Genomic DNA, 12,540 nt, shown 5'->3' with positions numbered 1-12,540 from the left:
GAGACGCGTCTTTGTTCAGAACAGCAGCGAGGCCATCTTCCGGCGGTAGCGGCCAACCAGGTCCTCGTCGGTGATGACGTTGAAAGCATCGATCAGCACCTTGCGCGGCAGGCCTTCGGAGAAGGTACGGTCGATCCGCAGCATCTCCAGGAACTGTTCCAGCGCGGCTTCGTCGTGGCCGCCGAGCAGCAGCTGCACGCCGCGCAGATGGCGGGCCTGCAGGTCCTTGCCGTCGGCGGCGATGCGCGCGTCCAAGGTCTCGGCAGAGGGCGCATCCTTCAGCGCGGTGGCGAAGGCCAGGCGCGCACGGCCGCGCACCGCTCGGTCATCGGTGGCCAGGTTGGCGGGCAGGGCGTCGATCAGGGTGCCGGCCTCGTCCACGCCGCCCACCTGCAGCAGGGCCAGGGCGAGGTCCAGCTTCAGCTCGTCCTTGTCCGGCTCGGCGGCGATCTGCGCACGCAGCACGTCCACCTGCGCCTGCGGGTCCAGCGGCGCTTCGTCTTCGGCCACGGTGTCGCCGATGTCGGCCGGCACGATGCCGTGCTGGGCCAGGAATTCACGCAGCTGGCCTTCGGGGATGGCGCCGGGGAAGCCGTCGACCAGCTGGCCGCCCTTGACCAGGAACACGGTCGGCACCGAACGGATCTGGAAGGCGGCGGCGATCTGCTGTTCGGCGTCGACATCGACCTTGGCCAGCTCGAACGCGCCGTTGTACTCGGCGGCCAGCTTTTCCAGCATGGGGCCCAGGGTCTTGCAAGGGCCGCACCAGGTAGCCCAGAAGTCCACCAGCACCGGCGTCTGCAGGGACTTCTGCAGCACCTCGGCCTCGAAGGTCGCGGTGGTGGCGTCGAATACGTGGGTCGTCGTCTCGGTCATGGGGGAAGTATCGCCTGGCAACTGGAGACCGATTCTATGGTGTCGATCCATGTCGGTCTCAAGCCTGTCCTCACACTGGGCACCGGCAGGCGCGTCGTGGCTTGGCGGTTGCCGCGCCTGCCGCGACAATGCAGCGGTCTTTCATTACAGGTGGATCCGCGCGATGTCCGTGCTCTGGCTTGATCGTTGGTTGGGGCTGCTGGCCGCCGCGTGCTTCGTGCTGGCGGTCGTCGGTTTCGGCGCGGCGCTGGGCGGCTACTCCCAGGCCATGCACCCGGTGGCGCTGCTCGGGGCCCACGGCGTGCCGCACGCGCTGGCCTTCAACGTGGTGGGCCTGGTGCTGCCGGGCGCGCTGGCGATGGTGGTGGCCGAGCGCCTGCGCCGGCAGCTGCCGGTGGGGGCGGGCTGGGCGCCGCGGGTCGGCAGCCAGATGCTGCTGCTGGCGGGGCTTGCCTTTGCCGCGATGGGCCTGCTGCCACTGGACCCGGAAGACCTGCATGGCAGCGCCAGCCAGCTGCACGCCAGTGCGTGGATGGTCTGGGTGCTGGGCTTCGTGGTCGGCGCGCTGATGCTGGGCATCCCGCGCCTGGGCGCGGGGCATGGGCGCGCCATGGCCGGGCTGGCCGTGGCCTGTGGCGCCCTGGCGGGCCTGGCCGCCTTCGCCCTGCAGGGCGTGCTGGCGGCGCCGCTGGCGCAGCGGCTGGCCTTTGCCTGCTGGGCGGCCTGGCTGGCGCTGGCCCTCCCTCTGTCGCGGGCGCGCTGAGACGGCGGCCGGGCCACCGTCGCGCCGGGCTTTCCGGCCCGGGATTGGAGACGTTTGCCGCACTGCGGTACGCTGTACCGCTTTGCCGCCGCAACCGCGTGTTACATGACCAGCGCCGAACCCAACGTTTACGACCCGCAGCAGGTTGAATCCGCCGCCCAGAGCTTCTGGGATGCCACCCGCGCCTTCGAGGTCGACGAGACCTCGGACAAGCCGAAGTACTACTGCCTGTCGATGCTTCCGTACCCGTCCGGCGCGCTGCACATGGGTCATGTGCGCAACTACACGATCGGCGACGTGATCAGCCGCTACAAGCGCATGACCGGCCACAACGTCCTGCAGCCGATGGGCTGGGACGCGTTCGGCCTGCCGGCGGAAAACGCCGCGATCAAGAACAAGACCGCGCCGGCGGCGTGGACCTACAAGAACATCGACCACATGCGCAGCCAGCTGCAGTCGCTGGGCTATGCCATCGACTGGTCGCGCGAGTTCGCCACCTGCCGCCCGGACTATTACGTCCACGAGCAGCGCATGTTCACCCGCCTGATGCGCAAGGGCCTGGCCTACCGCCGCAACGCGGTGGTGAACTGGGACCCGGTCGATCAGACCGTGCTGGCCAACGAGCAGGTCATCGACGGCCGCGGCTGGCGCTCCGGTGCCCTGGTCGAGAAGCGCGAGATCCCGCAGTGGTTCCTGCGCATCACCGATTACGCCCAGGAACTGCTGGACGGCCTGGATGAGCTGGACGGCTGGCCGGAATCGGTCAAGACCATGCAGCGCAACTGGATCGGCCGTTCCGAAGGCCTGGAAATCCAGTTCGACGTGCGCGATGTCGACGGCAGCGCGCTGGACCCGCTGCGCGTGTTCACCACCCGCCCGGACACGGTGATGGGCGTGACCTTCGTGTCGATCGCCGCCGAGCACCCGCTGGCGCTGCACGCCGCGAAGAACAACCCGGAACTGGCCGCGATGCTGGCCGACCTGAAGCAGGGCGGCGTGTCCGAAGCCGAACTGGAAACCCAGGAAAAGCGCGGCATGGATACCGGCCTGCGCGCCGTGCATCCGGTCACCGGCGAGCAGGTGCCGGTGTGGGTCGCCAACTTCGTGCTGATGGGCTACGGCACCGGCGCGGTGATGGCGGTTCCCGGCCACGACCAGCGCGACAACGAGGTGGCCAACAAGTATGGCCTGCCGATCGTGCAGGTCATCGCCCTGAAGGATGCGCGCAACGACGATGAGCGCACCTGGGACGCCACCCGCTGGCAGGACTGGTACAGCGACAAGAGCCGCCAGACCGAACTGGTCAACTCGGCCGAATTCGACGGCCTGGACTTCCAGGGCGCCTTCGAAGCGCTGGCCGAACGATTCGAGCGCAAGGCCCAGGGCCAGCGCCGCGTCAACTACCGCCTGCGCGACTGGGGCGTGAGCCGCCAGCGTTACTGGGGCTGCCCGATTCCGGTGATCTACTGCGCCAAGTGCGGCGCCGTGCCGGTGCCGGAAGAACAGCTGCCGGTGGTGCTGCCGGAGGACGTGGCGTTCTCGGGCACCGGTTCGCCGATCAAGACCGATCCGGAATGGCGCAAGACCACCTGCCCGGATTGCGGCGGCGCGGCCGAGCGCGAGACCGACACCTTCGACACCTTCATGGAGTCGAGCTGGTACTACGCCCGTTACACCTCGCCGGGTGCCCGTGATGCCGTCGACAAGCGCGGCAACTACTGGCTGCCGGTGGACCAGTACATCGGTGGCATCGAGCACGCGATCCTGCACCTGATGTATTTCCGCTTCTACCACAAGCTGCTGCGTGACGCGCGGATGGTGGACAGCAACGAACCGGCGCGCAACCTGCTGTGCCAGGGCATGGTGATCGCCGAGACCTACTACCGCCCGAATCCGGACGGCTCGAAGGACTGGATCAACCCGGCCGACGTGGACGTGCAGCGCGACGAGCGCGGCCGCATCACCGGCGCCACCCTGATCGCCGACGGCCAGCCGGTGGTGGTCGGTGGCACCGAGAAAATGTCCAAGTCGAAGAACAACGGCGTGGACCCGCAGGCGATGGTCGGCAAGTACGGCGCCGACACCGTGCGCCTGTTCTCGATGTTCGCCGCACCGCCGGAGCAGTCGCTGGAGTGGAACGAGGCCGGCGTGGACGGCATGGCCCGCTTCCTGCGCCGCCTGTGGGCCCAGGTGCACAAGCACGCCGCCGACGGCGCCGCGCCGGCGCTGGACGTGGCCGCGCTGGATGCCAACCAGAAGGCACTGCGCCGCAAGACCCACGAGACCATCGGCAAGGTCGGTGACGACTACGGCCGCCGCCACAGCTTCAACACCGCCATTGCCGCGGTGATGGAGCTGATGAACGCATTGGCCAGGTTCGAGGACGCCAGCGAGCAGGGTCGTGCGGTGCGCCAGGAAGCGCTGCAGGCCGTCGTGCTGCTGCTGAATCCGATCACCCCGCACGCCAGCCACGCCCTGTGGCAGGTGCTGGGCCACGGCCAGACGCTGCTGGAAGACCAGCCGTTCCCGCAGGCCGACAGTGCCGCGCTGGTGCGTGATGCGCTGACCCTGGCCGTGCAGGTCAACGGCAAGCTGCGTGGCACGATCGATGTGGCTGCCGATGCCGCGCGCGAGCAGGTGGAGGCACTGGCCCTGGCCGAGCCGAACACCGCCAAGTTCATGGAAGGCCTGACGGTGCGCAAGATCATCATCGTCCCCGGCAAGATCGTGAACATCGTCGCTGCCTGATGTACCCGGCACCGGCCGCCGCCCAGGCGGCCGGTGCGTTGTCGCCACGGCCATCGGCCGATGGCCCTGCGTTCACGCGTCCTCGGGCACGCTGTCTGTTGCCGTGATCGCCCGGCTCCGCCAGACTGTTCCCATGACCCGAATTCTGCTTGCCCTCGTCCTTGCCCTCGGCCTTGCCGGCTGTGGCTTCCACCTGCGCAACAAGTTGATGCTGCCGACCGACACCGCGCCGGTGAAGGTGGTGTCCACCGCGCCCTACAGCGAGCTGGTCAAGCTGTTGAACCGCAGCCTGCTGGCATCCGGTGCGAAGCTGGCCGACGAGGACAGCAAGGATCCGGCAGCACAGCTGCAGGTGCTGTCCGAGCGCTGGGGTGACCTGCCCATCGCCATCGATGCACAGGGCCGTGCGCAGGAATACAGCCTGCGCTACGCGGTCATCTTCATCTTCCGCCGCGAGGATGGCAGCGAGCTGGTGCCGCAGCAGGTGATCGAACTGTCGCGCGACTACGTGTCGCCGCCGACCGACGCCACCGGTACCACCACCGAACGCGAGATCCTGGCCGACGAACTGCGCCGGGAAATGTCCGCCTCGATCATCCGCCGCATCGACAGCGTGGTGCGTGCCGAGCTGGAACGCGGTGGCAGCCTGTCCGCGCCGAAGCCGGGCGTGACCACCGATGGCGAACCGGCGACGACGCCGGCGCCGGTCAAGCCCTGAGCTGCCGTCCACGATGGAACTGCGACCGGAGCAGCTGGCCAGCCAGGGCGGTGACACCGCGCTGGCGCCGGTATACCTGATCGCCGGCCCGGAAACCCTGCGCGTGCTTGAAGCCGCTGATGCGGTACGCGCACGCGCCCGTGCCAGCGGCGTCGACGAGCGCGAGGTGTTCGACGCCGACGGCCGCGACTTCGACTGGAACCAGCTCGACGCCAGCTTCAACGCGCCCAGCCTGTTCAGTGCGCGGCGCCTGGTGGAAGTGCGCCTGCCCAGCGGCAAGCCGGGCAAGGACGGCGCCGAGGTCATCAGCCGGTTCTGCGCCGACCCGGCGCCGGACGTGGTGCTGCTGATCACCGCCAACGAATGGAGCAAGGCCCACCAGGGCAAGTGGGCCGAGGCGGTCAACCGCGTCGGCGTGCTGTCGGTGGCCTGGGCGATCAAGCCGCACGAACTGCCGGACTGGATCGAGCGCCGCCTGCGCAGCAAGGGCCTGCGTGCCGACGGTGCCGCGGTGCAGCGCCTGGCCGAGCGCGTGGAAGGCAACCTGCTGGCTGCCGCGCAGGAAATCGACAAGCTGGCCCTGCTGGCCGACGGCCAGCCGCTGGACGTGGAACGGATGGAGTCGCTGGTGGCCGATGCCGCCCGCTACGACGTGTTCCGTCTGGTCGAAGCGACCTTCTCGGGCCAGCCGCAGGCGGTGCTGCGCATGCTGGCGGGCCTGCGTGGCGAAGGCGAGGCCGTGGCCGCGCTGATGCCGATCGTCATCCGCGAACTGCTGGCCGGCGCCGGCCTGGCACGGGTGCAGGCCCGTGGCGGCAACCTCGCCGCTGAAATGAAATCGCGCGGCATCTGGGAATCGCGGCAGGCGCCGTACAAGCGCGCGCTGCAGCGGCATCCGGAAGGCAAGCGCTGGGAACGATTCGTGGCCGAGGCCGGCCTGGTCGACCGCATCGCCAAGGGGCGTGCCGACGGTGACGCCTGGCTGGCGCTGGAGCGCCTGCTGGTGGCGGTGTCCGAGGCCCGTGCCGTGCGCCTGCTCGCGCGCGCCTGAGTGATGAGCCTGCGGATCTATTACGGGGGCACCTTCGATCCGGTGCACCTGGGCCATCTGGCCATCGCGCGCGCCGCACGCGACGAGCTGCAGGTGGCCGTGCGCATGTTGCCGGCCGCCGACCCGCCACACCGCGCCCCCCCGGGGGCGACCGCCGAACAGCGCTGCCGGATGCTGTCGCTGGCCATCGGTGACGAGCCGGGCCTGCTGCTCGACCGGCGCGAGCTGGACCGGGCCGCGCGCAACCCTGGCCAGCCGTCCTACACGGTCGATACCCTGCGCGAGCTGCGCGCCGAGCTGGGCCCGAGCCGACCGCTGGCCTGGCTGGTCGGTGCCGACAGCCTGCTGGCCCTGCCGGCCTGGCACGAATGGCAGGCGCTTTTCGGCCTGGCCCACTTCATCGTGGCCGAGCGGCCGGGCAGCCCGTTGCGCGACGCCGTGGCCGGCGAGCTCGGCCAGGCCCTGGAAGGGCGCTGGGCCGACAACGAGCAGTCGCTGTTCGCCAGCCCGACCGGGCGCGTGCTGCGCCTGCACCAGCCCCTGCGTGGCGAGTCGGCCAGTGCCGTACGCGCCCAGATTGGCGCGGCCGGGCCCTGGCGGGCGATGCTGCCGCCGGCGGTGGCCGACTATGTGGCCGGGCAGCGCCTGTACCACCCCGGTACACCCTGAATACCCGCGTGAATGGCGCAAGCGCGCCATGCCCGTATAATCGCCCCCACGTTTATAGAGTCGATCCACTTTGAGCAACCAGACCCAGCCCCAGACCATCAAGGTCGATCTGCCCAGCCCGCCGCCCTCCGTGCCGCAACTGCTGGCCAGCGTCCGCCAAGCCACCGAAGACCTGAAGGCCAAGGACCTGGTCGAGATCGACGTGCGCGGCCGGTCCAGCGTTGCCGATTACATGATCGTCGTTTCGGGCACCTCGACCCGCCACGTCAAGTCGATCGCCGATGAAATCGTGCGCTTCGCCAAGAACATCGACGTGATGCCGCTGGGCGTGGAAGGTGAGCGCGAAGCCGAGTGGGTGCTGGTCGACCTGGGCGACATCATCGTCCACGTCATGCTGCCGCGCGTGCGTGAGTTCTACGCCCTCGAGCGCCTGTGGACCGTCGGCGACCAGCCGCCGCCCAGCGACGACGACGAAGTGGCCTGAGCCACGGCGTTGCTGCACCCCTTCGACGGCGCCGATGGCGCCGTTGACGTTTTGGAGACTGCGTAGATGAAAGCCCGCCTGATCGCTACCGGTGAACGCGCACCCAGCTGGGTCGCGCAGGGCTTCGCCGAATACCAGAAGCGGCTGTCGCACTGGCTGCCGTTCGAACTGGTGGAAATCGAGCCGGGCCTGCGTGGCAAGGGCCGCGATGCGCGTCGCGCCACTGAGGACGAAGGCAAGCGTGTGATCGCTGCGCTGCCGAAGAATGCCTACGTAGTGGCGCTGGACGTGCCGGGCCGCCAGCTCAGTTCGGAACAGCTCGCGCAGCGCCTGGAGCATTGGCGCGGGCAGGGCAGGGACCTGGCCTTCCTGATCGGTGGCCCGGAAGGGCACTCGCCGGAAGTGTCCGCGCTGGCCGATGAGAAGTGGTCGATCGGACCGCTGACCCTGCCGCACATGCTGGTGCGGCTGGTGGTGGCCGAGCAGCTGTATCGGGCCGCCGCAATGATTGCGAATCACCCCTACCATCGCGCGTGAAGAGTGGTTATACTAGTCGTCTGCCCGAATAGCTCAGCCGGTTAGAGCACTTGACTGTTAATCAGGGGGTCGTTGGTTCGAGTCCAACTTCGGGCGCCACCTTTGAAAACCCGCATCGCGAGATGCGGGTTTTTTTGCGTCGATCTTCTGTAGAGCCGAGCCCATGCTCGGCTCTACAGTTGCAGGTTGCCGCTGCAGAACGCCACCAGCGTGGCGATCGCCACGGCCAGGATCGCGCCGAACAGCACCCACTCCCAGCGCGTGAACACCGGCTGCCCATGCTGGCGCCGGGTGAGCGCGAACAGCGCCACGCCGGGCACGTACAGCAGCACCGACAGCAGCAGGTTGTCGAGGCCGCCGGCATACACCAGCCACAGTGCATAGGTGCTGGCCAGCAGGGCCACGCCGAAATCGCGCCAGCGCACGGCCGGCTGTTCCGCATAGGCCACGCCGCGCCAAGCCAGCTGCACGGCGAATGCCGCCGACAGGAAGTAGGGCACCAGGCTCATCGATGCAGCTAGCAGCACAAGGCTGGTGTAGCTGCCCGAATTGAACAGCACCAGCAGCAGGAACAGCTGGATCAGGCCATTGCTCAGCCACAGCGCATTGGCCGGCACGCCGCGCGGGTTCTCACGGCCGAGGAAGGCGGGCATGGTGCCATCGCCGGCGGCGGCATACAGCACTTCGGCGCACAGCAGCACCCAGGCCAGCAGCGCGCCCAGTACTGAAATGATCGAGCCGATGATGATCACCGTCGCCCCCCATTCGCCGACAATGGCGCGCAGCACGTAGGCCATGGAAGGGTTGGGCAGCGCAGCCAGCTGCGGCTGCGAAAGCACGCCCATGGACAGCAGGCTGACCAGTACCAGCAGCAGCCAGACGCCGACAAAACCAATGACCGTGGCCCGGCCGACATCGGCGCGGCGTGCGGCACGCCGTGAATAGATGCTGGCGCCTTCGATGCCGATGAACACCCACACGGTGACCAGCATCATTCCGCGCAGCTGCGTGCCAAGGTCGCCCAGCGCAGGTGCGCCGAAGAAATCCGCCGTGAACACGTCCATGCGGAACGCGCCTGCGGCCAGCACCAGGAACAGGGCGATGGGCACCAGCTTGGCCACCGTGACCAGGCTGTTCACCAGCGCGGCCGTGCGCAGGCCACGCAGCACCAGCAGGTGCACGGTCCACAACAGGACCGAGGACGCCGCCACGGCGGCAACGGTGTTGCCTTCGCCGAACACCGGCAGGAAATGGCCCACGCCGCTGAAGATCAGCACGAAGAAGCTGGCGTTGCCCAGCACCGAGGCCACCCAGTAGCCCCACGCCGCGGAAAAGCCGATGTAGTTGCCGAAGCCCTCTCGGGCGTAGGCGTAGATGCCGGTATCCAGGTCCGGGCGGCGATTGGCCAGCGCCTGGAACACGAAGGCGAGCATCAGCATGCCGGCACCGCTGAGCACCCAGCCGATGAGGACGGCGGCCGGCCCGGCGCTGCGGGCCACGTTCTGCGGCAGCGAGAAGATGCCGGCGCCGACCATCGAGCCGACCACCAGAGCGGTCAGCGCGGCCAGGCCAAGTCGCTGCGGGGAGGTCGCCATCTGCCGTTCCATCGGGCCAAGGGACTTCATCTTCGCCTCTGCAATGTGTGCGGAAAAACAAAGGCCCGGGCAGATGCCCAGGCCTTTGCAGGTCACGCGCCTTCGATTACTTGAAGGTGTACTTGGCGCCGACGGTGAAGTAACGGCCAATCGCGCCGCTGAAGTGCAGGGGGTTGTAGTTGACCGCACCGTAGGTGCTGGGGTCGAGCGGAGCGATGCGGTCGAACACGTTCTGCACAGAGGCGTTCAGTTCGAAGGCTTCGGTGATGTTCCAGCGACCGGACAGGTCGAAGGTGGTGAAGGAGGAGATCTTCTCCACCGGCGAACCGTCCTCGTAGAAGGCCAGGTAGTCGCCACCGCGGCGGTCCTTGTTCTCCATGCTGTCGATGTAGTTCACCACACCGCTGACGCTCCACGGGCCCTGCTTCCAGGTGGTGCCGAAGTTGATCTTGTCCTGCGGCGTACCGATGCAGTTGGTCACGTCGCAGTTGCCGTGGGTGCCGACGTAATCGACGGTGGTGTCACCCTCGGTACGTTCGAACTTCAGGATGTGGCTCCACTGCAGGTCCATTTCCAGCTGGCCGGCGCCGAAGTCGAAGGTCTGGCGCACGTCGGTGTCGATACCGCGGACACGCGAGGAGTTGGCGTTCACGTACGCGGTGTTGACCGCCAGGATCGTGCCGCTGTTGGCCACGCCACCGATGTTGTTGGAATCACGCAGGACGTTGCCGGCGGCGATCGCATCGGCGGTGCTGCCCTGGGCGATTTCGTTGGTGCGCTTGATTTCCCAGGCGTCAACGGTCAGCGAGGTGGTGGAGGTCGGCTGCAGCACGATACCCACCGAGTAGCTCTTGGACTCTTCCGGCTTCAGGTCCTTGTTCGGGCGGGTGATGATCGCCACCGAGCGCGCGGTGCACTCGTTGGCCGGATCGATGGCGCAGCGCACCGGATCGCGGGCGTTGGAGAAGGCGGCCAGGCCACCGTCACCGTTCTCGGCCGGGTTCGGCGCGCGGAAGCCTTCGGCGTAGCTGGCGCGCAGCGCGATCCAGTCGGCCGGGGTCCACTTCACGCCCAGCTTCGGCGTAGCCTTGCCTTCACCGCTCTCGTACTTGTCGTAACGCACGGCGCCCGAAAGTTCCAACGATTCCAGCACCGGTGCGGAAAGTTCGGCGTAGCCGGCGTACACGTTCTGGGTGCCGTCATAGGCCGAGTAGCCCAGGCCGATGATCTGGCCGACGTCGGTGAAGGTCTGCGGGGTCAGGCTGTTGCTGGTCTTGCGCCACTCGGTACCGAAGGCCAGGCCCAGCGGGCCGCCCTTCAGGTCCATCAGGCTGCGCGAGATGGTGAAGTCGAACATGTCCAGGCTGGACTTGGCGCGGGCGCTGATGGTCGGGCTGATCGCGTCGTAGACCGACTGCGGGGTCAGCGACGCATTGTCACCGATGCGCCAGGTGCCGTACGGACAGGCCGGGTTGCCGAGCACGCAGCGCACGGCGTCATAGTTCAGGAAGCCGGTGCGCTTGTTGACCAGGTCGGTGCCCGAGTGCAGGTAGGCGGTGTCGTAGCTCCACTCACCCCAGTTGCCCTTGACGCCCACCAGGAAGCGGTTGAACTCGTTGGTGTTGTTGGTCACGCGTGGGCCCACGTCCCAGGCGCTGTAGCGCAGGCGCGCAGCGTAGGGCAGCGGATTGTCCGGGTGGCCGGCGTAGAGCATGGTCGCACCGGCGCCGCTGTTGGCGTTGACCGGGCCGCCCGGGTAACCCCAGCCGCCGGACACGCCGGACGGCGTATTGCTGAAGATGGTTTCCTTCTTCGAGTAGCCGATCTCGGTGTAGACCTCGCCGCCTTCACCGAAGGCGAAGCTGGCACGGCCGAACACGTTGACGTACTTCTCTTCCGGGGTCAGGTCACGGTACAGCTGTGCCGGATCCCACAGGCAGCCCTGTGCCTGGGCGGTGGCATCGGTCTGGCCCGGAATCGTGGTCACGCCCGCGCAACCCGGCAGCGCAACCAGCTGGCCGGCGTTGTTGAACACCGAACCGTTCGGGCCGGTGCCGCCGGCAGTGCCGCCGGACAAGTAGGCGCCACCGAGGAACTGCGCGTCAGCGGCGTCGTAGCCCCAGCGACGGATATCGCCGGTGCCGATCCACTTGCGGTTCTTGCGGTCGCTGATCTGGATGCGGTCGGTCTTGCCGACGTCCAGGCTGAAGAACGCGTTCCAGCCGTCGCTGGCGAGGTCGCCGGTACCGGCGGTCAGGGTGGCCTTCTTGGCATCACCGTCGCCATCGCCGGACACGCCGTACGAACCGCGCAGGATCGCGCCCTGGAAGTCGCTGCGCAGGATGATGTTGACCACGCCGGCGATCGCGTCGGAACCGTAGATGGCCGAGGCGCCGTCCTTCAGCACTTCCACGCGCTCGACGGCGTCGAGCGGGATGGTGCTGAGGTCGGTGAACACCTTCTGGCCGTCATCGGCCAGGCCGTAGGTCGCCATGCGGCGGCCGTTCAACAGCACCAGCGTCGAACCGGCACCGAGGCCGCGCAGCGAAATGCCCGCGCCGCCACCGGCGAAGCCGTTGCCGAAGGTCTTGGGAATGGAGCCGGCGCCATCGGCGGTGAGCGTCTGCAGGTACTCGGCGACCGTGGTCTTGCCGGTGCGGTCGATTTCCTGGCGGGTCACCACCTGTACCGGAGACGGGGTCTCGGTGTTGGTGCGCGGGATGTTCGAACCGGTGACCGTGATGCGGTCAAGGTTGGTGGCCTGTTCCTGCGCGAAGGCAGAGGAGGAGACCGCGGCGCCGGCCAGCAGCAGGGTGCCGCCAGCGAGGATATGGGTGATGGATGATGCCAGGTGGTTTTGGCGGCGGCTGGCGGGCCGTTGGATCGGGTGTTTCACAGCTTCTCTCCTGACTGGAAAACTCGAGCATTGAGGGCGTCATCCGGTGTGTACCGGGACGTATCAATCTAGGTTTCTGGCAGGTGACGAAGATGTGAAGTTTTACTGAATTCGTAACGATCTTTCGACTAAAGCGAAATGTTTTGGCGCGAACGGCTCTTGACGTGGGGCAAACCGTGAAAAATGGCGGCCCGGCATGGCGC

The 12,540-nt window shown here is 67.8% G+C and carries 10 protein-coding genes and 1 tRNA gene; 8 read left to right on the top strand and 3 right to left on the bottom strand.

Annotation, left to right across the window (positions count from 1 at the left end; genetic code table 11):
• Positions 1 to 15: 15 nt before the first annotated feature.
• Positions 16 to 876, bottom strand: a complete 861-nt coding sequence (gene trxA, locus NQ204_RS10555; protein ID WP_116865073.1) for a thioredoxin — start codon at positions 874 to 876, stop codon at positions 16 to 18.
• A 163-nt stretch (positions 877 to 1,039) separates the two neighbouring features.
• Between trxA and NQ204_RS10550 the strand changes: the two genes are divergently transcribed.
• The 8 genes from NQ204_RS10550 to NQ204_RS10515 all read left to right on the top strand — a co-directional run bounded on the left by NQ204_RS10550 (position 1,040) and on the right by NQ204_RS10515 (position 7,945).
• On the top strand, positions 1,040 to 1,639 hold the full coding sequence (locus NQ204_RS10550) for a DUF998 domain-containing protein (protein ID WP_256643838.1): 600 nt from the start codon (positions 1,040 to 1,042) through the stop codon (positions 1,637 to 1,639).
• Positions 1,640 to 1,744: 105 nt separating this feature from the next.
• The gene (gene leuS / locus NQ204_RS10545) at positions 1,745 to 4,387 is read left to right on the top strand and encodes a leucine--tRNA ligase (RefSeq protein WP_116865380.1); all 2,643 of its coding nucleotides are present in this window, start codon (positions 1,745 to 1,747) and stop codon (positions 4,385 to 4,387) included.
• A 133-nt stretch (positions 4,388 to 4,520) separates the two neighbouring features.
• Positions 4,521 to 5,105: an LPS-assembly lipoprotein LptE gene (locus tag NQ204_RS10540; protein ID WP_256643837.1), complete on the top strand. Its 585-nt coding sequence runs from the start codon at positions 4,521 to 4,523 to the stop codon at positions 5,103 to 5,105.
• A gap of 13 nt (positions 5,106 to 5,118) precedes the next feature.
• Complete coding sequence (holA, locus tag NQ204_RS10535) at positions 5,119 to 6,156, top strand: DNA polymerase III subunit delta (RefSeq protein ID WP_108769535.1); 1,038 nt, start codon at positions 5,119 to 5,121, stop codon at positions 6,154 to 6,156.
• A 3-nt stretch (positions 6,157 to 6,159) separates the two neighbouring features.
• Positions 6,160 to 6,825, top strand: coding sequence for a nicotinate-nucleotide adenylyltransferase (gene nadD / locus NQ204_RS10530; RefSeq protein WP_305888370.1), 666 nt, complete (start codon positions 6,160 to 6,162; stop codon positions 6,823 to 6,825).
• Between the two features lie 70 nt (positions 6,826 to 6,895).
• Positions 6,896 to 7,309, top strand: coding sequence for a ribosome silencing factor (gene rsfS / locus NQ204_RS10525; protein ID WP_256643835.1), 414 nt, complete (start codon positions 6,896 to 6,898; stop codon positions 7,307 to 7,309).
• Positions 7,310 to 7,375: 66 nt separating this feature from the next.
• Positions 7,376 to 7,846 (top strand): 23S rRNA (pseudouridine(1915)-N(3))-methyltransferase RlmH, encoded by a 471-nt coding sequence (rlmH, locus tag NQ204_RS10520; protein ID WP_079222687.1) that lies wholly within the window; start codon positions 7,376 to 7,378, stop codon positions 7,844 to 7,846.
• 22 nt (positions 7,847 to 7,868) lie between these two features.
• Positions 7,869 to 7,945, top strand: a tRNA-Asn gene (locus NQ204_RS10515).
• A gap of 74 nt (positions 7,946 to 8,019) precedes the next feature.
• On the opposite strand, the gene arcD is transcribed toward NQ204_RS10515, so the two are convergent.
• Positions 8,020 to 9,441 carry an arginine-ornithine antiporter gene (gene arcD, locus NQ204_RS10510; RefSeq protein ID WP_256643834.1) on the bottom strand — a complete coding sequence of 474 codons (1,422 nt, stop codon included), beginning with the start codon at positions 9,439 to 9,441 and terminating at the stop codon, positions 8,020 to 8,022.
• A 106-nt stretch (positions 9,442 to 9,547) separates the two neighbouring features.
• On the bottom strand, positions 9,548 to 12,337 hold the full coding sequence (locus NQ204_RS10505; RefSeq protein WP_116864715.1) for a TonB-dependent receptor: 2,790 nt from the start codon (positions 12,335 to 12,337) through the stop codon (positions 9,548 to 9,550).
• Between the last annotated feature and the right edge of the window lie 203 nt (positions 12,338 to 12,540).

This window comes from Stenotrophomonas testudinis (genome assembly GCF_024499815.1).
GTDB lineage: Bacteria > Pseudomonadota > Gammaproteobacteria > Xanthomonadales > Xanthomonadaceae > Stenotrophomonas.
Note: the sequence above shows the minus strand (reverse complement) of the source record. Positions and strands in the feature narration are given on the sequence as shown.